This is a genomic window from Amycolatopsis sp. NPDC006131 (assembly GCF_040614175.1).
Taxonomy (GTDB): domain Bacteria; phylum Actinomycetota; class Actinomycetes; order Mycobacteriales; family Pseudonocardiaceae; genus Amycolatopsis_E; species Amycolatopsis_E tucumanensis.
In genome coordinates, this window is sequence record NZ_JBEXTX010000003.1 from 105,981 (window position 1) to 126,808 (window position 20,828).

Here is a 20,828-nt window from a genome sequence, read left to right on the forward strand (position 1 = left end):
GTGTGGGGAAAACCCCACACCGCGTTGTGGAGGCGGCGTCATGGCTCCGGCGGCCGCGGGCGAGCAGGCTCGGAGTCATCGAGTCCGAAGTGGATCGGCCGGAGGGAAGAGCATGACGACCACGCTGACCCGGGTCTCCCGGCAACCGTTGTCGCGGCGGGAGTGGGGCCGCGCCGGCGGGATGGCCGCCGTGATCGCCGCGCTGCACGTGCTGGGCTGGGGCACCCTGCTCCTGGTCGCGCACGGTCACGCCGGGGCGCCCGCACTCGGGCTCGGGGTCGGCGTCACGGCCTACACGCTGGGCATGCGGCACGCCTTCGACGCCGACCACATCTCGGCGATCGACAACACGACCCGCAAGCTGATGCAGGAGGGCCGCCGTCCGCTGTCGGTCGGGTTCTTCTTCGCGCTGGGCCATTCCACGGTCGTGTTCGGGCTCGCGCTGCTGCTGTCGCTGGGCGTGCGGACGATCGCCGGGCCGCTGCGGGACGACGGCTCCGCGCTGCACCGCTACACGTCGCTGATCGGGACGTCGGTGTCGGGCTCGTTCCTGGTCCTGATCGCCGCGGTGAACGCGGTGATCCTGGCCGGCATCCTGAAGGTGCTGCGCGGGCTGCGGTCCGGCGAGTTCGACGAGGCGGCGCTGGAGCACGAGCTGGCGCACCGCGGGCTGCTGAACCGGCTGCTGGGGCGGTTCACCCGGGCCATCGGGAAGCCGTGGCACATGTACCCGCTGGGGGTGCTGTTCGGGCTCGGGTTCGACACCGCGACCGAGGTCGCGCTGCTCGTCCTCGCGGGCAGCGCCACCGTCGCCGGGCTGCCCTGGTACGCCATCCTGTGCCTGCCGGTCCTGTTCGCCGCCGGCATGACCCTGTTCGACACGATCGACGGGTCGTTCATGAACCTCGCCTACGGCTGGGCGTTCGCCAGCCCGGTGCGCCGGATCTACTACAACCTCACGGTCACCGGGCTGTCCGTCGCGGTGGCCGTGCTGATCGGCGCCGCCGAACTGCTGTCCGTGCTGTCCGGGCAGTTCGGCTGGTCGGGCGGGTTCTGGTCGTGGAACGCCGGCCTCGACCTCAACACACTCGGGTTCGCCGTCGCGGCCCTGTTCGCCGTCACCTGGCTGGTGGCGGCCCTGATCTGGCGGTACGGCCGCATCGAGCAGCGCTGGTCGCCGCGCGCCTGACCACCACCGTCAACCCGCAAGTCCACAAAGGAGAGAAACCATGTCGCACCACCTCGATTCGCCGATCGCCCGTCAGGACGTCCGCCTCGACATCACCGACCTGTACGTGTTCCGGGGTGAAACCGGCACCGTGTTCGTCATCAACGTGTGCCACTCGATCGCCGGCGACATCCCCGTGCCCGGTTACCACCCGGAGGGGATGTACGAGTTCAAGGTCGACACGAACGGTGACGTCGTGGAGGACCTGACGTACCGGTTCGTGTTCGGCGAGCGGGACGAGCAGGGCAGCCAGACCTGGGTGCTGCGGCGGATCACCGGCGCCGCGGCCACCGACCCCTTCGCGCCGGGCGAGGTCGTGGCGGAAGGGGTGACCGGCGAGACGGTCACCGGCGCGGGCGGGCTGCGCGTGTGGACCGGCAAGGCGGGCGACCCGTTCTGGATCGAGCCGGACGTGCTGCACGCGGTGGGCCACGCGTTCCAGGACGGCACGACGGTCGACCTCGGCGACTGGACCGAGGCGCGGGCGGCCAACCTGTTCGCAGGGCACACGGTGCACTCGATCGTGCTGGAGGTGCCGGACGCCGAGCTGGGCGCGGGCCGCGTCGGCGTGTGGGCGGTGTCCACTCTGGCCACCGACGCCGGCGGCTGGCGCTCGATCAACCGCGTCGGGCTGCCGATGATCCACCCGCTGTTCACGCAGTACAACGAGGACCTGGGCGACCGGCTCAACGCCGGCGTGCCCGCGGACGACTACGCCACCTACGGCGACCTGGTCGGCAAGGAGATCGCCGGGGTCGTCGCGGCGTACGGCACGGCCGAGGACCCGCAGGCCTACGGGGAGAAGCTGGCGCACCGGTTCTTCCCGAACGTCCTGCCCTACACGGTGGGCACACCGGCGTCGTTCGGCTTCGCGGAGTGGAACGGCCGCGCGCTGACGGACAACGCGCCAGACGTCATGTTCTCCACGGCCGCCAACACCCCGATCCGCCTCGGCATCGGCCGCGAATCGGTCACCAGCAAGCCCACCGCCGGGTTCCCGTACGTGCCCCCGGTGGCCTGAAAACCCTGACACAGGAAGGAAAACACCATGTCGAAGATCACCGTCGGCCGTGAGAACTCCGAGGACATCGAGATCCACTACGAGGACCACGGCACCGGCACGCCCGTGGTGCTGATCCACGGCTACCCGCTCAACGGGCACTCGTGGGAGAAGCAGGAGCGGGTGCTGCTGGCCGCCGGGTACCGGGTCATCACCTACGACCGCCGTGGTTTCGGCCAGTCCAGCCAGCCCACCGTCGGCTACGACTACGACACCTTCGCCGCCGACCTGAAGGCGCTGCTGGACCACCTGGAGCTCGACGACGTGGTGCTGGTCGGCTTCTCGATGGGCACCGGCGAGGTCACCCGTTACCTCGGGACCTACGGCTCGGACCGGGTGCGCAAGGCCGTGCTGATGGGCGCGATCCCGCCATACCTGCTCAAGACCGACGACAACCCCGAGGGTGTCGACAAGTCGGTGTTCGAGGACATCAAGGCGGCGGTCGTCAAGGACCGGCCCGCCTACTTCAAGGACTTCCTCGACAACTTCTACAACGTCGACACCTACGCCGGCACCCGCATCAGCGAGCAGGCGTGGCAGAACAGCTTCAACGTGGCGGTCGCCGCCTCGGCGCACGCCGCCTACGCCTGCGTCGACACCTGGCTGACCGACTTCCGCGACGACCTGCCCAAGATCGACGTCCCGGTGCTGCTCATCCACGGCGACGCCGACCGGATCCTGCCGTACGAGGCCACCGCGGCGCGGCTGCCCGGTCTCGTCAAGGACCTCGAGTTCGTCACCGTGCCCGGCGGGCCGCACAACATCGCCTGGACCCACCCGGACGAGGTCAACACCGCGCTGCTGGAGTTCCTCGGCCGCTGAGGTTCCGGGTGGCGGGTGCGCGGCGCCCCTCGGCTGCCACGGCTCGGGTAGAACTGAGCCGTGGCAGCTGAGGGGTTCGAGACGGTCGTCGGCGCGCTGGACTACCCGATGTTCGTTGTGACGACCACCGACGGGCGGCGGCGCGCGGGGTGTCTGGTCGGGTTCGCCGCGCAGTGCAGCATCGATCCGCCGCGGTTCATGGTGTGGCTGTCGAAGAAGAACCACACCTTCGAGGTCGCCGCCGGGGCGTCGACGGTGGTCGTGCACCGGCTCGACACGTCGGTGCCCGGGCTGGCCGAGCTGTTCGGCAGCCACACCGGCTTCGACACCGACAAGTTCGCCCGCTGCGCCTGGCACCCCGGCCCGGGCGGCGTCCCCGTGCTCGACGACTGCGCCGGCTGGTTCGCGGGCGAGATCCTGTCCCGGCACGACACCGGCGACCACGTCGGGCTGCTGCTGCGCCCGGTCGAGGGCACCACCGCGACCGGGCTCGGCCCGCAGCTCGGGTTCCAGTCGGTGCGCGACCTCTCCCCCGGCAACGAGGCGTAGCGGGCTGTCGAAAACCGGCGCCCCCGTCCGACGTGGTGGTGAGACACCCGAGCGGAAGGACGGTCCGATGGCACTGACCCGGCTGTACATGGCGATGTCGCTGGACGGCTACATCGCGGGCCCCGACGATCGCCCCGGACAAGAACTGGGCCGCGGCGGCGGGCGGTTGTTCAACTGGCTGGACCGGCGCGAGTCGCCCGGCCCGGACGGCCAGGTGTTCGGCGAAGCGATGGCCACCAGGGCGGTGATCACCGGGCGGCGGACGTTCGAGCTGGCGGGCCGCTGGCAGGGCGACCACCACGACGGCGTGCCGATCCACGTGCTGACCCACCACCCCGACGACGAGCCGCCCGGGAGCGCCCGCTACTACACCGAGGTGGCGGCCTGCGTGGCCGACGCCCGCGCCGCGGCGGGCGAGGAGGCGATCCTGGTGCACGGCGCGGGCGCGGCCCAGGCGCTGCTGGCCGCCGGTGAGCTCGACGAACTGGAGATCCACCTGGTCCCGGTCCTGCTCGGCGCGGGCCGCCGCCTGTTCGATGGCCACGCCGCCGAACTACGACTGACCCGCCGGCTGGACGGCCACGACGCGACCCACCTGCGGTACCGGGTTGTCGAATCCGAGCACGCTCGTCCGACGCAGGAGTGACAACATCCACGGAAGGGGCAGTTCCATGGCACTCGTCATCTCCGACATGTCGGTTTCGCTCGACGGTTACGTCACCGGGCCGAACGACAGCCGCGACAACCCGTTCGGCGACGGCGCCGGCACGCTGCACGACTGGCTGTTCGACGCGGCCACCGACGACGACAGGGCGTTGCTGCGACAGGCGATCGACGTCACCGGCGCGGTGGTGATGGGCCGAAAGTCGTTCGACAAGTGCGTCGACATCTGGGGCGAGGGCGGCCCGCTGCCCGGCGTCCCGTGCTTCGTCGTCACCCACCGCGAGCCGCCCGAGCGGTACCCGTCGGGGTACACGTTCAGCGACGGGGTGGCTGCCGCGATCGGTTCGGCGCAGGAGGCCGCCGGGGACAAGTTCGTCGGACTGCACGGCGCGACCGTGCTCCAGCAGGCGCTCCCGCTCGGGCTGGTGGACGAGATCCACGTGCACGTGGTCCCGCTCCTGATCGGCGGCGGCACGCGGCTCTTCGACACCCTGCCGTCGGCGGTCGAGCTGGAACGCACCGACGTGCTCGTCACACCGGCCGCGACACACCTGCGGTTCCGGGTGACCCGGTAGCACCCGTCGTCGGCACCCCGGGCCGGGGTGTCGGCGATCGGGCCGGTGTCGTGTTAATCTTGCGCCGTGCAGCGCCTGACGTCCCAGCGACTCGTAGCCCGGCGCGCCGGCTGAACCCAGGTCGCCGGCGCGCAGTGTCGGCGATCGCTTTTTCGGGACCTGGCCCGGATCCGTCCGGTTTCTCGATCTTCCTGGAGATCCGCCATGTCCGTCAGCACGTTCCACACCCCGGCCCCGCGTTCGACGATGCTCGTCCGGCGCCGCATCGCCACCTACTTCACCGGCGGCGCCACGCAGGTCCCCGCCCTGATCGGCGCCCTGTCCCAGCAGGGCCGCCCGGTGCACGAACTGTCGGTCGACATCCGCGAGGGCGTCCGGGAGAGCAGCATGGTCTGCGCGGTCCTGCTGCCAGGCGAGGAGATCGACCACCTGCTGGCCCGCCTGCGCGACCTGCCCGCGGTGGTTTCCGCCGAGCTGGCGTGACGTCGCCGGGGCACGTAGCTCAACGGCGCTCACCGCGGTTCCCGCCGAACCGGAGTGACACACCCCCTCGCACCCTGCCGCCGCGGCTGGCCCAGGCCCGGGAGGGCACGTGACTCGACGACGCTCCTACACGGCCGCCGCGGCAGGCGCGGTGGTCCTGGTCGTCTGCGTCGTGGTCGGGTTCCGCATCTACCCGAGCGCCCCGTGGTTCCTGCCCGTCGCCGGCAGCGCGGTGTTCGGCTTCGTGCTGGGTGTGCTTCTGCGCATCCGCCGCGAGCGCGGCCGCCCGGGCCGCTAACTCGGCCCCGCCGCCTGGTGGAGCAGCGGCTTGATCCGGTAGTCGACCAGCTGGCGCATCACCAAGGCCGTGTTGGTGCGCTCCACGCCGGGGATGGCGAGGATCAGCCCGGCGATCCGGTACAGGTCGTCGGCGTCGCGCGCCACCACGTGCACCATCAGGTCGACCGGCCCGGAGATTCCCTGCACCTCCAGCACCTCGGGCACCCCGGCGAGCGCGGCGGCCACCTCGTCCAGCAGCCGTTGCGTCACCTGCGCCGTGATGAACGCGGTCAGCGGGTACCCGAGCGCGGCCGGTGAGATCCGCCGTTCGAACGAGTCCAGCGAGCCGGCCTCCAGGCGCGCTATCCGGGTTTGCGCGGTGTTGCGGGAGATCCCGGCCCGGTCGGCGATCGCGAGCGTGGTCGCGCGCGGGTGCTCGGCCAGTTCCAGCAGGATCCGGGCGTCCACCGCGTCGACGAAGCCGTCCTGGGGCATTGTGCTCGCCTCTCCCTCGCACACCAGCTCCGGCGCTGGGCAGATTGCTCAATTTCCAGCCGGGGTGTTGAGCAACAGTTCAGCAGGTTGGTTCACTGTGAGCAACCTGCACCCGGATCGAGGACGGCCCGATGAGCACCCCCACCACGACCACACCCGCCACCGACGTGCTGCGCGCGGTCGAGGACCGGGTGCTGTGGCTGTCCAGCGCGATCATCCACCACGCCAACCGCGTGCGCCCGAACCCGTCGGGGCTCAAGGTCGGCGGCCACCAGGCGTCGTCGGCGTCGATGGTCTCCATCATGACCGCACTGTGGTTCAACCACCTCCGCCCGGCGGACCGCGTCTCGGTCAAGCCGCACGCCTCGCCGGTGCTGCACGCGATCAACCACCTGCTCGGCGAGCTGGACGCGTCCTACCTGCCGCGGCTGCGCGAGTTCGGCGGGCTGCAGAGCTACCCCAGCCGCACCAAGGACCCCGACCCGGCCGACTACTCGACCGGCTCGGTCGGCATCGGCGCCACCGCCCCGATCTGGGGCGCCGTCTCCCGGCGCTACGTCGACACCAAGTTCGGCGGCGCGGGCACCGGCCGCCAGTACTCGCTCGTCGGCGACGCCGAACTCGACGAAGGCGCGGTGTGGGAGGCCGTCCTCGACCCGGGCGTGGCCGAGCTCGGCGAGATCGTCTGGATCGTCGACCTCAACCGCCAGTCCCTCGACCGCGTCGTGCCGAACATCGCCGCCGACAAGCTGCAGGGCATGTTCGCCGCCGCGGGCTGGCAGGTCATCGTCCTCAAGTACGGCCGCCTGCTGGAAGAACTGTTCACCCGCCCCGGCGGCGCGGAACTGCGGCAGCGCATCGACGCTATGCCCAACCCGGAGTACCAGCGCCTGCTGCGCTGCGACGCCGCCGAACTGCGCCGCCGGCTGCCCGGTGACAGCCCCGCCATCGCGGCCCTGCTCGACGACCTCGACGACACCACCCTCACCGACGCGATCGCCAACCTCGGCGGCCACGACCTCACCGCACTCGACCAGGCCTTCGCCGCGATCGACGACACCCGCCCGACGGTCGTCTTCGCCTACACGATCAAGGGTCACGGCCTGGCCACCAAGGGCCACCCGCAGAACCACTCCGCCCTGCTCACCGACGCCCAGATGCGGGAACTCGCCGAGCGGCTGGGCACCGACCTCGACGACCCCTGGCGCCCCTTCGCCGACGGCAGCCCCGAACAGGAGCTCTGCCGGGCCACCGCGAAACGCTTGCGCCGCCCGGAAATCCCGGCCGCGGCTCCGCCGCCGGTGCCGTCGGACTTCGGCCGCACCCCCACCGGCACCGCGACCACCCAGGCCGCGCTGGGCCGCGCCCTGCTCGACCTCACCCGCGAAGCCCCGGACACCGCGCGCCGCGTCGTCACGGTCAGCCCCGACGTCAGCTCCACCACCAACCTCGGCGGCTGGGTCAACAAGGTCGGCGTCTGGTCCGTCCAGGAACGACCGGACTGGTTCGCCGACGACAGCGAAACCATCCTGCACTGGCGGGAACGGCCGACCGGCCAGCACATCGAACTGGGCATCGCCGAGACCAACCTCGTCGGCCTGCTCGGCGAACTCGGCGCCACCTGGAGCCGCTGGGGCCAGCCGCTGCTGCCCATCGGCGTGCTCTACGACCCGTTCGTCGAGCGCGCGCTCGAACCGTGGTCCTACGGCATCTACGCCGGCGGCCAGTCCATCCTTATCGGCACCCCGTCCGGCGTGACCCTCGCCCCCGAGGGCGGCGCGCACCAGTCCATCAAGACCCCGTCGATCGGACTGGAACAGCCCGGCTGCCTCTCCTACGAACCCGCGTTCGCGATCGACGCCGAGTGGACGCTGCTCGCGGCGATGGCCCAGCTCGGCAAGCCGGGCGGCAGCTCGGCCTACCTGCGGCTGTCCACCCGCCCGGTCGACCAGACCCTCGCCGACGTGCCGTCGGACCCGGCCGCACGCGAACGCCGACGCCGCCAGGTCGTCGCCGGCGCGTATCCGCTGCGCCGCGCGGAGGGCGCGGCCGTCACCATCGCCGTGATGGGCGCGCTCGTGCCCGAAGCGCTCGACGCCGCGGCCCGGCTCGACCAGATCGGCGTCCCGGCCGACGTCGTGTGCGTGACCAGCCCCGACCTGCTCCACCGCGCGGTCCGGGCCCGGCAGGGCCACGAACGGGCCGACACCTGGATCCTGGACGCCGCCTTCCCCGCCGACCGCGCCGCTCCCCTGGTGACCGTCCTGGATGGACATCCGCACACGCTGGCGTTCCTCGCCACGATCAACCGCGTCCGGACGACGGCGCTCGGCGTGACGGGCTTCGGCCAGTCCGGCTCGCTCGAAGACGTCTACCGGCACCACGGCCTGGACAGCGACAGCATCGTCCGCGCCGCGCTCGACGTCACCGGCTGACTACCGCAGGCCGGTGAGGTGCGCCCGCGCGGCCGGGCGCCCGGCGAACAGCAGCATGATCGCCCACGCCGGGCCGCTCACCTCGGGGCCGTCGCCCGCCGACCAGCCGGTGTCGGTGGCCCGGTAGTGGCGCCCGCCGAAGTGCCGGCGCGCGTGGAACATGCGCGGCTTGTCCCACAGCCGCTGCGCGACGTGCGCGGCGGCGTCCGGCGGCACGGCGAGTGACCGGCCCAGCGGCAATGCGATGTCCAGGCCGTGGACGAGGATGTCGATCAGCACCTCCTCCAGGCCGATGCCGGGCGGGATGCGGCGGAACCCGGCCAGGTCCCGGATCTCCGCCACCAGCTCCGGCGCGGGCTTGCGGTAGGCGCAGGCGGCGTCGTGGATCGCGCGGTCGATGTTGCCGCGCGCCCGGATCGCCCCGGCGAGCGCGTCCCGCAACCGGATCCGGTACTGGCTGGCCAGGTGTGCCGCGACGTCCCGCACCGTCCACCCCTCGCACAGCGACGGGTGGGCCCATTCGTCGTCGGTCAGGTCGTCCAGCAGGTCCGCGATCGCCACGCGCTGGGTGTCGACGGCCCGCCACAGGTCGGCGTCGTCCACGCTCCTAGGTCGCGGCGGGCGGGCCCGCCGTTAGAGCGGGACCTGCCGCCGTCCACGGCGAGCGTCGCGAGGAAGACCACCGAGCGGATGGGGCGTCCCGGGACTGAGGACGCGGGGCGCCCCGAGCCGGCGGGTCCTGCTTCAGGCATTCGCCAGGTAGGCGGTCAGGCCGTCCAGCAGCATGATGTGCTGCCCTGCTCGGCCTGGTCGCGGTCCTCGGCCCGGCCGAAGGTCTGGGAGAGGGTGATCTCGGTGCGGTCGCCGTCCGCGGCGAACTCCACGACCATGAGCGACTGCTCGTCGCGGCCGGGCACGTCCATCCCGATGACCAGCCGCTTGCCCAGTTCGACCTCGGCGTAGAACCCGGTCAGCGGGACGCGGGTGCCGCCGGGGATGACCATGACCGATCTCCACGCCCCGCCGGGCCGCACGTCCAGGTCGACCTCCTCGGCGCCGGCCCACTTGCCGTAGTTCTCCGGCACCGTCCAGGCGTCCCGGACTTTGCTGACCGGGGCGTCGAGCGTGCGAGTGATGCTGTAGTCGACGGTGCTCAGTCAAGATTCATTACCAACAGAGTGTGCGATGACCGAACGGGAGCCGGACATGGGGATGCTGATCGGACGACTGAGCCGCAGGCTGCGGGAGGAGCTGTTCCACCGCCTCGGCGAGCAGGGCCACCCCAGGTGAGCCCGGGACAGCACGGTGCTGGCCGTGCTGACCGGCGACGCCGCGCGAAGCTCGTCATGTCGAGCGAGACCGGGCCGAGCGAGACCGGGCTGGACGAGATCGCCGGGGCGCGCGCCATCCTCGCCGACATCGAGGACCGGCACCGCCGCGAGCTGGGCGACGACACCTACCGCGTCTTCAAGTCCGCGCTGACGGCCATCGCGGACGGCCGGCGGGAGCGGTGATGTCACATCCGGGCGGCCGCCGGTGTCTGGATGGGCAACGACCAGAGGAGGAACGTTGACCGACCCGTTCGTCACCCACCGCAGCCTGCTGTTCACCGTGGCCTACGAGATGCTCGGCTCGGCCGCCGACGCCGAGGACGTCGTGCAGGAGACCTGGCTGCGCTGGGCCGACGTGGACCAGGCGGAGGTGCGGGACCCGCGGGCCTACCTGGTCCGCGTGGTGACGCGGCAGGCGCTGAACCGGCTCCGCTCGGTGTACCGGCGGCGCGAGGACTACATCGGCGAGTGGCTGCCCGAACCGCTGCTGACCACCCCCGACGTGGCCGAGGACGTGGAGCTCGCGGAGAACGTGTCGATCGCGATGCTCACCGTCCTGGAGACGCTGGGGCCGGCGGAGCGTGCGGTGTTCGTGCTGCACGACGTGTTCGACGTGCCCTACGACGAGATCGCCGAGGCGCTCGGCAAGAGCACCGCCGCGGTGCGGCAGATCGCGCACCGCGCCCGCGAGCACGTCGCCGCCCGGCGGCCGCGCATGCAGGTCGACCGGGCGCAGCAGGAGGCGGCCGTGGAGCGCTTCCTCGCCGCCGTGTCCAACGGCGACGTGCAGGGCCTGGTCGACGTGCTCGCCCCGGACGTGGTCGTGATCTCCGACGGCGGCGGCGTGGTGCCCGCCGCGCGCAAGCCGGTCGTCGGCGCCGAGCGGGTCGCGACGCTGCTCGCGCGCGCCGCCGAGCTCACCGGCTTCACCGCGAGCGCGACCTGGGTCAACGGCATGCCGGGCGTCCGGCTCGACGTGGCGGACGCCGCCGCCGCGCTGAGCCTCGTCGTCGAGGACGGCCGGATCACCCGCATCTACGGGATCAACAACCCGCACAAGCTGGGCTGGCTGGACAAGGTGGCCGAGCTGCGGCGGTGACCCTACGGGAGCCGGACGACGATGCCCGTCAGGTGGTTGAGGACGCTCGCCACGCCGGCCCGGACCGCGGCGGCGGCCCGGGCGGGCGTGAACGACGCCGCGTCGAAGGAGGAGGACATGTCCAGGCCTTCGCCGCGGAAGGAGGCGCCGGGCCAGTTCGCCGCCGTCACGTTCTCCGTCGGCTCGGCCAGTTCCGCGCCGAGCACCAGGAACTGCTGGTCCAGGTGGCTGGCGGTGACCAGCGCGAGCGGGTCGACCAGCGCGTTGCCCGCCGCGATGATCAGGTCCGGCTTCAGGTCCATCGCCCGGCTGATGCCCGGGACGTAGTCGTCCGGCCCGGCGGCCGTGACCGTCTTCAAGCTGACCTCTTCCGCCTCCGCCCACGCGGTCACGGCGTCCGTGAGCGTCTTCGTCGGCGCGTCGTCCCCCGCGGTGAGCAGGACGACGCGGTAACCGGGCGCCGGGCGCACGCCGTCCCACGAGCCGGGGCTCGGGGTGATCGTCGCCTCCGGGGTGGGCGGCGCGGTCACGAAGCCGGGCGCGAGCGTCCCGACCGGACCGGGCGCCGCGTGTGGTCCGGACCAGTCGCCGGACGGGCCGCACCCGGTCAGCAGCACGGCGATCGCGGCGAGCACACCGGCAGCGGGAACGCGCACGGGAATCTCCCTCCACGGGGACAGGGGATGTCCCATTCCTACCCGATCAGCGGCGGCGCGGCGGCTGTCGTCGGGATCCGTCCGCCGCCTGTTCGCCCGGCAGCCGTCGGCCGTTCACCTCCGGTGAGCAGTGTGCGGGCATGTCCCGCCCCCTCAGACGCGCCGCTTTCGCTGTCGCCGCCGCGGCCGTGGCTCTCGTCCTGACCGCCGCGCCGGCCGCCGCGCACGGTTTCACCTCGACCGTCTACGCCGGACTCACCTCGCCCGGCCCCGGGCACGTCCGCGTCGAGCTGAGACTGGAGTACGACCTGCTGGTCGTCTCCGCCGCCGACTACGAGGACGACGATCCGCTGTTCCGCCAGGGCACCGCGGCGTTCGAGGCCCGTGATCCCGTCGCGCAGGCCGCCGCGCTGGACGCGCACGCCGGCACTGTCCTGAAGTACGTGGCGGAGCGCTTCGCCGTGACCGCGCAGGGCAGCGCCTGCACCCCGGTGCAGGACGGCGGATTCACCATGGAGGAACGGGAAGGCGTCCCGTACGCCCGTCTCGTCCTGGATGTCCGGTGTCCGGTGTCGACGGTGCACGAGGTCCGCAGTGGACTGTTCCCCGACGCCGAAGGCTACGTCCGCGACACCAAGACCATCGTGACCTACGACCTGGACCTGACCTCGGGCAGCGCCGCGCTGGACGCGGCGCACCCGTCGTTCTCCACCGAACAGTCCGGAGCGCAGCGGTTCTGGGAGTTCTTCCGGCTGGGCGCCGAGCACCTGCTCACCGGGATCGACCACATCCTGTTCCTGCTGGCGCTGATCGCCGGTTCCCGCCGCCCGCGCGAGATCGTGCTGGCGGCCACCACGTTCACGCTCGCCCACTCGATCACCTTCATCCTCGCCGCGCTCGGGGCAGTCCGGGTGCCGGACGCGTTCGTCGAACCGGTGATCGCGTTGTCGATCGCGATCGTCGCCGCCTGGCCGCTGTGGCGGTGGTGGCGGCGCGGCGCGGACGCGATCGATCTGGAGGCGTCCGGCCGCTTCGCGCTGGACCGCACCGGGTGGGCGCGCCTCGGGGTGACGTTCTGCTTCGGACTCGTGCACGGACTCGGTTTCGCCGGCGCGCTGGGCATCGAGCAGGCGTGGTCGTGGTCGCTGCTGTGGTCGCTGCTGGTGTTCAACGTCGGCATCGAGGTGGTGCAGCTGGCGATCATCGCGATCGCCTTCCCGTTGCTGGCGCTGCTGCGCCGCCGCTCGCCGGTCGTCGGCCGCTGGGCCACCGGCGCGATCGCCGCGGGCGTGACGGTGATGGGGCTTTTGTGGTTCGCCGAGCGGATTTCCGGTCTGTGACCTCACGTTCTTCGAGGACCGGACACCGGTGCGACCGGTTCCGTTCACCTAGGGCACACGGACGCGGACGACGCTCCAGTCGATCTTCCCAACCCCGTCGAATCCGAAACGGACGGAACTGATGAAAAACTCCAGATCGGGCGATCGGCGTCGTGTGGCCCGCGGCGCCGCCGCGGCGGTCCTCGGCGTCACGGTGGTGTTCGGCAGCAGTCTGGTCACCACGGCCGGCGCCGCCGAAACCGCCAAGCCGGCCGGGATCGTCCTGGGCGTCGGCGCCACCGAGTCGCAGCGCGTGGTGAGCTGGTACACCTCGGCGAACACCGCCCAGGTCGTGCAGGTCGCCCCGGCGTCGAAGGTGCGCAACGGGCAATTCCCCCGCAACGCCACCACGTTCCCCGCCACCGTCGCCGCGAACACGGTCAACGGCGGCTACAACGGGCACGCCACCATCAACGGCCTGAAGCAGAACAACGAGTACGCCTACCGCGTGGGCACCGAGGGCGGCTGGTCGCCCGTCTACACGTTCCGCACGCAGAAGTTCAAGGGCGACTTCGACTTCCTGTTCTTCGGCGACCCGCAGATCGGCTCGTCCGGCGACACCGCCCGCGACGGCGCGGGCTGGGCGGACACGCTGAACGTGGCGCTGACCGCGAACCCGGACGCCGAGCTGCTGGTCTCCGGCGGCGACCAGGTCGAGTCGGCGAACAACGAGACGCAGTGGGACGCGTTCCTCGCCTCCGACAGGCTGCGCCAGTACCCGTGGGCGGCCACGATCGGCAACCACGACGTCGGCGGCAAGGCCTACGAGCAGCACTTCTGGACCCCGAACACGGACCGCTCCGCGCCGTTCTACAACGGTGACGCCGCGGCGCGCTCCGGCGGCGACTACTGGTACATCTACAAGGACGTGCTGTTCGTCGACCTGAACAGCAACGCCTACGCCGCCGGTTCGGACGAGGCGCACATCGGCTACGTCACCGACGTGATCCACGAGCACGGCAAGGACGCCAAGCACATCGTGCTCGTCTACCACCACTCGATCTACTCGCCCGCCGACCACGCCAACGACACGGACAACCAGCAGCGCCGCAAGGACTTCCCCACCGCGTTCTCCAACCTCGGGGTCGACCTGGTCCTGCAGGGCCACGACCACAGCTACTCGCGCAGCTACGAGATCAAGAACGGGCAGAAGGCGAACCCGGCCGAGCAGCCCGGCGCCACGCAGGTGGTCCAGGGCCCGGGCGGCGTCATCTACGTGACGGCGAACTCGGCGTCCGGCTCGAAGTACTACGACCTGACCGCGCCGGACACCAGCAAGGACCCGGACTACGGTCCGGACCCGCTGAACCCGGACCACCACTGGGCCAACTCGGTGGAGAACCAGGAGCACGTCCGCACCTACGTGAAGGTCCAGGTGCGCGACGACAAGCTCGTGGTCGAGAACGTGCGCAGCGGCACCTGCGCGGCGCCGAACGCCGCGGTGGAGCTGGGCCGGGTGTCGTGGTGCGGACCGGACAGCGGCGCGACGCCCGCGCGGCCGGTCGGCTCGCTCGTCGACAAGGTGGTCATCCACACCACCGGCGACCGGGGTCACGGCCACGGCGGTAAGCCCGGCCGTCCCGACTGGGTCGGCCAGGAGCCGATGGACGGCAAGGCCACCGTCACCGCGCTGAGCTGAGTTTCCCACCGGGCGGGCGTCCCCGGGGCGCCCGCCCTCTCCGGTTAGGACTGTCCCATGCTGACTCTTCGAGCGGCCGCCGCGGCGGCGGCCGCGTTGTTCGCCGTGCTGACGGGCGCGGTGCCCGCCGCCGCGCAGGACGACGTGCCCTGGTCGGTGGCGACGGCCGACGGCGAGTTCGGCTCGGACCGGGTGAACTACAACTACACCCTGGACCCGGGCGAACAGCTCACGGACGGCCTGGTCGTCACCAACAACGGCAGTGCGCCGCTCGAACTGGCCGTCTACGCCGCCGACGCGTTCACCACCGCGCAGGGCAAGCTGGACCTCCTCACCCGGGACACCGCGTCGACGGGTGTCGGCGCGTGGGTGTCCCCGGCGACCGGCAGCGTGACCGTCCAACCGGGACAGACGAGCGAGGTGCCGTTCACGCTGGCGGTGCCCGCCGGAGCGACGCCGGGCGACCGGATGGGCGGCATCGTGACGTCGCTGGTCCAGGACGGTGTGGAGCGGCGGGTGGGCATCCGGATCCGGCTGCGCGTCGGGGGCGCGCTGGCGCCCGGTGTCTTGGCCGAGGACGTCCGCGTGGACTACTCGGGTGGCGACGCGGTGCTGACGTACACGGTGCACAACACCGGGAACGCGATCGTCGCGGTGCGGCAGTCGGCCTCGGTGTCGGGGCCGTTCGGCAGCTGGTCCCGCGCGGCGGATCCGGTCGCCGACACGCCGTCCCTGCTGCCCGGCGAGAAGTGGCCGGTCTCGGTGCCGGTGCACGGCGTGGTGCCCGCGGTGTGGTTGACCGGCAGCGTCACGCTCACCCCGCTGCTGACCGACGCGGCCGGTTCGACGGCGGTGCTGCCCGCCGTGACAACCACCGGGAACGGGTGGGCCGTGCCGTGGGTGCCGCTGGTGATCGTCCTGTGTGGACTGGTGGTGGTCGTGTTCCTGGTCCGGCGCCGGACCAGGAACCGCAAGGCGGCTCCCCGGGAGGAGCCCGCCGAGCCGGTGCCCACCGCCTGACCGCCGGTCAGGGCACGAGCACCGTCTTGCCGGCGAGCTTCCCGGCGCCGGCCGCCTCGTGGACCGCGGGCAGTTCGGCGAGCGGGCGGCGGTCGGCGACGTGGATGCGCAGCCGCCCGGCGTCGACCTCCTCCGCGAGATGCCGGAGCTGCCCGGCGTCGCTGCGGACGAACACCCGCTCGGCGCGCACGCCGCGGGCCACGTCCGGTTCCGGCGGCGTCGCGCTGGTCACCACGATCCCGCCCGCGCGCACCAGCGCGGTCAGCTCGGGCGGGGTCTCCGGCGCCAGGTTCAGCACCACGTCGACCGGCTCCCGCACCTCGCCGAACGCCTCGCGGCCGACGACCTGCGCCGCGCCGTAGGACCGCAGCCGATCGGCGTGCTCGTCGCGGGCGGTGGCGATGACCGTCGCCCCGGCCTGGGCCGCCAGCTGCACCGCGTAACCGCCGACGGCGCCGCCCGCGCCGTGCACCAGCACGCGCTGTCCCGGCCGCACCTGGCCGAGCTCGAACAGCCCCTGCCACGCGGTGAGGCCCACCACCGGAAGCGCCGCGGCATCGGCCAGCGGAACGGACTCCGGCGCGGCCGCCAGCACCTCGGCCGGGGCCAGCACGTACTCGGCCGCCGCGCCGCCGTCGACGATGGGCAGGAACCCGATCACCGCGTCGCCGGGCCGGAAGCCGGTCACGCCGTCGCCGGTCTCCTCGACGGTCCCGGCCACGTCCACACCCGGGATGTGGGGCAGGCGCACCGGGAAGACCTCCTGCAGCACACCGGCGCGGACCAGGGCGTCCACACCGTTGAAGCTGGTGCCCGCGACCCGCACCAGCACCTGGCCCGGCCCTGGCTGGGGCCGCTCGGCCTCCTCGTGGCGCAGGACGTCCGGGCCGCCGTACTCGCTGTACCGCACTGCTCTCATGATCACTCCTCGATTCGACGTTTGCTCCGAATTCGAAGCACATCTCGACCATAGCACGCTTCGAAGTCGAAGCAAGTAGAATTCCGGGCGTGAGCCACGACGCACTCGACTCCGAGCAGCTGGACGCGTACTTCGCGCTGATGGAGGTCAGCAGCCTCCTGCAGCACGCGGTGGAGCAGCAGCTGCGCGCGAGCGGGCCGCTGAGCTGGGTGCAGTTCCAGATCCTCGCCCGGCTCGCGAACTCCCCCGGCGGCAGCCAGCGGATGACCGACCTGGCCGACGGGGTCGTCTACAGCCGCAGCGGCCTGACCTACCAGGCCGGGCTGCTGGACAAGGCCGGGCTGGTCACCCGCCGCCAGTCCGAGGACGACGAGCGCAGCGTGACGGTGACGATCACCGACGCCGGCCGGGACATGGTGAACCGCGTCCTGCCCGGCCACGTCGACGTGGTGCGCACGATGCTGTTCGAGGGGCTGTCCCGGCGGGACCTCACCACGCTGAGCGGCATCCTGAGCGGGGTGCGCGAGCGGATGCGCGCCGCTCCGCCGCGCTCGGCCACCGCGCGCCGCAAGAAGACCTGACCGGTCAGACCCCGGTCCAGCCAGCCGGGAGGTAGGCCAGCCGCACCCGCTGCGGGTGGTCGCCCACCGGCACGGACGTGATCTTCTGCCCGGTCGCGAAGTCGATGGCGGTCACCTGGTCGGTCCCGCTCTCGGAGATGACGCACGCGGCGCCGTCGCCGCTGACCGTGGCCCAGTACGGCTTGCTCGCCGTCACCAGCGGGCCCTCCCGCAGGGTGGCGCGGTCGACCACCGTCGCGTAGTCGTCCATCGTGCCCGCCACGCACAGCTTCGTGCCCGCGGGGTTCATCGACAGACCGTGGTGGCGCGAGTCGTTGACGAACGTGGTGCGGTCGTCGCTGGTCGCCGGGTTCTTCGGCAGCGTCTTCACGCGGGTGATCCGGTCGCCGGGGACGTCGTACTCGAAGAAGCCGTTGAAGAACGACACCTGGAAGTAGAGCACCGACTCGTCCGGGCTGAACGCGACCGGGCGCACGGCGTCGGAGTGGTCGGCCCCGAAGGCGTCCAGCCGCGGCCGCACGTCGATGATCCGCACCTGCCGGAACGTCGTGGCGTCGACCACGGTGATGCGGCGATCGCCCTTCAACGGGTCCAGGAACGGCGCGTCGAGGTCGTTGTTGACCTCCCCGATGGACATGTTCCACAGGTAGCGGCCGTCGGCGGAGAAAACGTTTTCGTGCGGCTTGTCGCCGGTGGCGAACGAGCCCAGTTCCGCGCCGGTGCGGATGTCCAGCACGTGCACCCGGTTGCTGGTGGACGCCGACACCGCGACCCGCAGCCCGTCCGGCGAGACGGCCATGTGGTCGGCGCGGAAACCGGAGACCGGGAAGCGCCAGTTGATCGCGCCGGTACCGGTGTCGATCGAGACCACGTCGGCGAAACTGGGGCGGGACACCACGATCGCGGAGCCGTCGGGGGTGGAGTACATGTCGTCGACGAACTGGTCGTGCCCCTCCCCCACGGTCTCGCGGATGCCCAGGAAGAACGCGAGCCGGACCGGGTTGAGGTAGATCTCGCGCAGCCGCTCGTCCTTGTCCGGGACGACGTCGATCCGGCCGATGCGGTGGAAGTCCCCGGTCGAGGCGAGGACGTCGGCCGTGCCCTCCCAGTTGTTGCCGACGAGCAGGACCTCCTGCAGGGCCGGCTCGGCGGTGGCGGCCGTGGGCGCGGCGGCGAGCATGAGGGCACCGAGCAGGAACGCGCGAGCACGCATGGTCTTCCTCCGTTGGAAGCGGCTACCTACTGGAGAGTAGCGCAACTCGGGAGCGGTCCGTAAGCACTTGTTCACGCGCGGGACCACCGGCTGTGGATCGATCCCGGTACTTTCCCACGAGATCGCCGAGGGAAAGGTCAGTCATGCGCGCGAGAAGAGCCGCTGTCGTCACCGTGATCGCGACCCTGTTCACCGTCCTGCTGCCCGCCGCCGCGTGGGCCGAGCCGCCGAAAGCGCTTCCCGCGAGCTACGCCGCCGAGGACGGCAAGTGGCAGCCCGCGTTCGACTACGACGGCGACGGCTGCTACCCGACGCCCGCCATCGGCCCGGACGGCACGCTCAACCCGGGGCTCAACAACTCCGGCGCCCTGAACGGCAACTGCCACGACCAGTCCGATTTGGACAACACGAACTCGTACTCGCGGTCGAAGTGCAACAACGGCTGGTGCGCCTACGTCTACGACCTGTACTTCGAGAAGGACCAGGCGGTGCCGGGCATCGACTGCTGCGGGCACCGGCACGACATCGAGCACGTGGTGGTCTGGGTGCAGGGCGGCCAGGCGGAGTACGTGTCGGTGTCCGCGCACGGCGAGTACTCCACCTACCCGCGCGCGCAGGTCGGCTGGGACGGCACGCACGCGAAGGTCGTCTACCACAAGGACGGCGCGAGCACGCACTGCTTCCGCCTCGCGGGGATGACCGAGACGCCGGAAAACCACTACGGCACGTGGCAGTACCCGGACCTGGTGAGCTGGGACAACTACCCGGCGGGCATCCGCGACCGGTTGATGGGCGCGGACTTCGGATCCGCGAGCTTCGCGATCAAGGACAGTGCGTTCGCGAGCAACCTGACGAAGGCCAAGCCCGCGGGGATTCCGTTCGATCCGGCTGCGTAGGACTGGTTGACGGACAGCGAGTTCCGGACGGTTGGTGAGGGCGGCTCGTGCCACCCTCACCAACCGGATCAAGCCGCCTGGTGCTCGGCTGGGCCGTTGGCCAGCGGGAACTCCCGCGGCCGGGCCGCGCGACCCCGCCACCGCTGACGGCGGGCCGAAGCCCAGCCGCCTCGGGTTCAACCGTCCGGCACGCCGTAGGCCGGGTGGGTTCATCCCAGCGCCGGCGGCGGCCCTGCCCCCGAAACCAATCCGCCGCCCGCGCCCAGCCCATCACCTTCCCGTGGTGAAACGGCTCAAGCCGCCTGACGCTCGGCCGGGCCACCGGGACCGGGCCGATCGGCCGAGCCGCGGTGCGGGGCGAGGTCGCCGAGCCGCCGGGAGGACCGGGGGATTCGGCCGGGCCGCGCGACCCCGCCGCCCCTGACGGCGGGCCGGAGCCCAGCCGACTCGGGTTCAACCGTCCGGCCCACCGGCAGTTCGTTTCCCACCCACCGATGGTGACGGGCCACCCCGCCCCCACCCACCTGAAGATCCGGCGGCCGGCCAGTCCATGCACCGCAGCGCCGGCGGCGGCCCGTCCGCCGAAACCAAGCCGCCGCCCGCGCCCAGCCACCACCGTCCGTGGTGAAACGGCTCAAGCCGCCCTCACCAACCGGATCAAGCCACCCGGCGCTCGGCTGGGTCGTTGGCCAGCAGGAACTCCCGCAGCCCGGCCAGGTCGTCCGTGTTGATGTGGTCCACCCCGGCCGCCAGCAGCTCCCGCCACACCGCCTCCCGCGCGGCGCCCGGCGTGTCGGGCGTCGCCCAGAAGCGGATCCGGTAGCCGGCCTCGTGGGCCTGCGCGACGATCCCCTGCAGCTTCGCCCGCTCGGCTGCCGGCATCGGGCCCACGCCCTGCCACGTGAAGGCGTTGCTCCAGTTGTCACTCACCAGCGGCATGAAACCGGCCGGCGTGCCGGTGCCCAGGTCGGCCAGCCGCCCGTCGTAGCCCGCCAGCCTGCTGCGCTGCGCCAGCATGTCCGCGCGCGGCCGGTTGCCGCTGATGACCACCTCGACCGCGCCGCTGCGCTCGTGCCCGTTGGTCCACTGCGTGAGCATGAACCGGAACTCGCGCAGCGCCGCGTCCACCGCCTGGTACGTCGACGCACCGTCGCTCTTGATGTCGATCAGCAGCTGGAACGACCCGCGCCACCGCGGGTAGACCCGGCCGCCGCCGGCGTGCACCCGCTGGGCGAGCGGCTTCAGGTACAGGCTGGTCAGGGTGCGCCCGGGCCGCGCGTCGACGAGGTCGTGCGCCACTCGCAGTTCGCCGTCCACCAGCCACACGTCGGTCTCGACCGAGGTGAAGCCGTGGTCGAGAGCATCCGCCAGCGGGCGGTCGTGCTCGTAGTCGTTGTGGGCGTGGGCGTGTTCGAGCGGCTGCACCCGCGGCGCCGCCGTCGCAGGCAGCGCACCGCCCGCCACGACCACGGCGAAGATCAGCAACAGCAGTCGTTTCATCGGTTT

23 protein-coding genes are annotated in these 20,828 nt (G+C 71.9%); 16 read left to right on the top strand and 7 right to left on the bottom strand.

Going from position 1 to position 20,828, the window contains the following annotated elements:
* The first annotated feature begins 112 nt into the window (after positions 1-112).
* The 8 genes from ABZ215_RS03060 to ABZ215_RS03095 all read left to right on the top strand — a co-directional run bounded on the left by ABZ215_RS03060 (position 113) and on the right by ABZ215_RS03095 (position 5,678).
* Positions 113-1,189: a HoxN/HupN/NixA family nickel/cobalt transporter gene (locus ABZ215_RS03060; RefSeq protein WP_354947369.1), complete on the top strand. Its 1,077-nt coding sequence runs from the start codon at positions 113-115 to the stop codon at positions 1,187-1,189.
* 40 nt (positions 1,190-1,229) lie between these two features.
* Positions 1,230-2,249 (top strand): DUF4331 family protein, encoded by a 1,020-nt coding sequence (locus ABZ215_RS03065; RefSeq protein ID WP_354947371.1) that lies wholly within the window; start codon positions 1,230-1,232, stop codon positions 2,247-2,249.
* Between the two features lie 27 nt (positions 2,250-2,276).
* Positions 2,277-3,110, top strand: a complete 834-nt coding sequence (locus ABZ215_RS03070) for an alpha/beta hydrolase (protein ID WP_020420885.1) — start codon at positions 2,277-2,279, stop codon at positions 3,108-3,110.
* Positions 3,111-3,170: 60 nt separating this feature from the next.
* On the top strand, positions 3,171-3,659 hold the full coding sequence (locus tag ABZ215_RS03075; RefSeq protein ID WP_354947373.1) for a flavin reductase family protein: 489 nt from the start codon (positions 3,171-3,173) through the stop codon (positions 3,657-3,659).
* 67 nt (positions 3,660-3,726) lie between these two features.
* Complete coding sequence (locus ABZ215_RS03080; protein WP_354947375.1) at positions 3,727-4,305, top strand: dihydrofolate reductase family protein; 579 nt, start codon at positions 3,727-3,729, stop codon at positions 4,303-4,305.
* Positions 4,306-4,330: 25 nt separating this feature from the next.
* Positions 4,331-4,897 (top strand): dihydrofolate reductase family protein, encoded by a 567-nt coding sequence (locus ABZ215_RS03085; protein WP_237335403.1) that lies wholly within the window; start codon positions 4,331-4,333, stop codon positions 4,895-4,897.
* Between the two features lie 204 nt (positions 4,898-5,101).
* Positions 5,102-5,380: a hypothetical protein gene (locus ABZ215_RS03090; protein ID WP_354947377.1), complete on the top strand. Its 279-nt coding sequence runs from the start codon at positions 5,102-5,104 to the stop codon at positions 5,378-5,380.
* Between the two features lie 109 nt (positions 5,381-5,489).
* Entirely contained in the window at positions 5,490-5,678 is a 189-nt protein-coding gene (locus tag ABZ215_RS03095; protein ID WP_157358708.1) for a hypothetical protein, read from the top strand.
* Here ABZ215_RS03095 and ABZ215_RS03100 read toward each other — a convergent pair.
* Positions 5,675-6,154, bottom strand: a complete 480-nt coding sequence (locus tag ABZ215_RS03100; RefSeq protein ID WP_237335401.1) for an Lrp/AsnC family transcriptional regulator — start codon at positions 6,152-6,154, stop codon at positions 5,675-5,677. The genes ABZ215_RS03095 and ABZ215_RS03100 overlap by 4 nt on opposite strands.
* 131 nt (positions 6,155-6,285) lie before the next feature.
* On the opposite strand from ABZ215_RS03100, the gene ABZ215_RS03105 reads away from it, so the two are divergent.
* Positions 6,286-8,589 carry a pyruvate dehydrogenase gene (locus ABZ215_RS03105; protein ID WP_354712232.1) on the top strand — a complete coding sequence of 768 codons (2,304 nt, stop codon included), beginning with the start codon at positions 6,286-6,288 and terminating at the stop codon, positions 8,587-8,589.
* Here the strand turns inward: ABZ215_RS03105 and ABZ215_RS03110 are convergent, their stop codons facing one another.
* Both ABZ215_RS03110 and ABZ215_RS03115 read right to left on the bottom strand, forming a co-directional pair.
* A complete protein-coding gene (locus tag ABZ215_RS03110; RefSeq protein WP_020420877.1) occupies positions 8,590-9,192 on the bottom strand; it encodes a maleylpyruvate isomerase family mycothiol-dependent enzyme in 603 nt (200 codons plus the stop codon).
* Between the two features lie 164 nt (positions 9,193-9,356).
* Positions 9,357-9,746: an SRPBCC domain-containing protein gene (locus tag ABZ215_RS03115; protein WP_354947535.1), complete on the bottom strand. Its 390-nt coding sequence runs from the start codon at positions 9,744-9,746 to the stop codon at positions 9,357-9,359.
* 189 nt (positions 9,747-9,935) lie between these two features.
* Here ABZ215_RS03115 and ABZ215_RS03120 point away from each other — a divergent pair, with 189 nt between their 5' ends.
* Both ABZ215_RS03120 and ABZ215_RS03125 read left to right on the top strand, forming a co-directional pair.
* Positions 9,936-10,103, top strand: a complete 168-nt coding sequence (locus tag ABZ215_RS03120; RefSeq protein ID WP_354947379.1) for a hypothetical protein — start codon at positions 9,936-9,938, stop codon at positions 10,101-10,103.
* Positions 10,104-10,158: 55 nt separating this feature from the next.
* Positions 10,159-11,019, top strand: coding sequence for an RNA polymerase sigma-70 factor (locus ABZ215_RS03125; RefSeq protein ID WP_354947381.1), 861 nt, complete (start codon positions 10,159-10,161; stop codon positions 11,017-11,019).
* A 2-nt stretch (positions 11,020-11,021) separates the two neighbouring features.
* Here ABZ215_RS03125 and ABZ215_RS03130 read toward each other — a convergent pair whose 3' ends face one another.
* Complete coding sequence (locus tag ABZ215_RS03130) at positions 11,022-11,675, bottom strand: hypothetical protein (RefSeq protein ID WP_354947383.1); 654 nt, start codon at positions 11,673-11,675, stop codon at positions 11,022-11,024.
* A 140-nt stretch (positions 11,676-11,815) separates the two neighbouring features.
* Between ABZ215_RS03130 and ABZ215_RS03135 the strand changes: the two genes are divergently transcribed.
* From ABZ215_RS03135 to ABZ215_RS03145, 3 genes are all read left to right on the top strand, one after another.
* Positions 11,816-13,015, top strand: a complete 1,200-nt coding sequence (locus ABZ215_RS03135; protein ID WP_354947385.1) for a HupE/UreJ family protein — start codon at positions 11,816-11,818, stop codon at positions 13,013-13,015.
* Positions 13,016-13,136: 121 nt separating this feature from the next.
* The gene (locus tag ABZ215_RS03140) at positions 13,137-14,693 is read left to right on the top strand and encodes a metallophosphoesterase family protein (protein ID WP_354947387.1); all 1,557 of its coding nucleotides are present in this window, start codon (positions 13,137-13,139) and stop codon (positions 14,691-14,693) included.
* Between the two features lie 57 nt (positions 14,694-14,750).
* Positions 14,751-15,713: a DUF916 domain-containing protein gene (locus ABZ215_RS03145; RefSeq protein ID WP_354947389.1), complete on the top strand. Its 963-nt coding sequence runs from the start codon at positions 14,751-14,753 to the stop codon at positions 15,711-15,713.
* A 7-nt stretch (positions 15,714-15,720) separates the two neighbouring features.
* Here the strand turns inward: ABZ215_RS03145 and ABZ215_RS03150 are convergent, their stop codons facing one another.
* The gene (locus ABZ215_RS03150; protein WP_354947391.1) at positions 15,721-16,632 is read right to left on the bottom strand and encodes an NADP-dependent oxidoreductase; all 912 of its coding nucleotides are present in this window, start codon (positions 16,630-16,632) and stop codon (positions 15,721-15,723) included.
* Between the two features lie 89 nt (positions 16,633-16,721).
* Here ABZ215_RS03150 and ABZ215_RS03155 point away from each other — a divergent pair, with 89 nt between their 5' ends.
* Positions 16,722-17,213: a MarR family transcriptional regulator gene (locus tag ABZ215_RS03155; RefSeq protein WP_020420869.1), complete on the top strand. Its 492-nt coding sequence runs from the start codon at positions 16,722-16,724 to the stop codon at positions 17,211-17,213.
* A gap of 4 nt (positions 17,214-17,217) precedes the next feature.
* Here ABZ215_RS03155 and ABZ215_RS03160 read toward each other — a convergent pair whose 3' ends face one another.
* Positions 17,218-18,426, bottom strand: a complete 1,209-nt coding sequence (locus ABZ215_RS03160; protein ID WP_354947393.1) for a YncE family protein — start codon at positions 18,424-18,426, stop codon at positions 17,218-17,220.
* Positions 18,427-18,569: 143 nt separating this feature from the next.
* On the opposite strand from ABZ215_RS03160, the gene ABZ215_RS03165 reads away from it, so the two are divergent.
* Positions 18,570-19,322, top strand: a complete 753-nt coding sequence (locus tag ABZ215_RS03165) for an NPP1 family protein (RefSeq protein WP_237335393.1) — start codon at positions 18,570-18,572, stop codon at positions 19,320-19,322.
* A gap of 657 nt (positions 19,323-19,979) precedes the next feature.
* Here the strand turns inward: ABZ215_RS03165 and ABZ215_RS03170 are convergent.
* Complete coding sequence (locus ABZ215_RS03170; RefSeq protein WP_354947395.1) at positions 19,980-20,822, bottom strand: phosphatidylinositol-specific phospholipase C/glycerophosphodiester phosphodiesterase family protein; 843 nt, start codon at positions 20,820-20,822, stop codon at positions 19,980-19,982.
* Positions 20,823-20,828 lie beyond the last annotated feature (6 nt).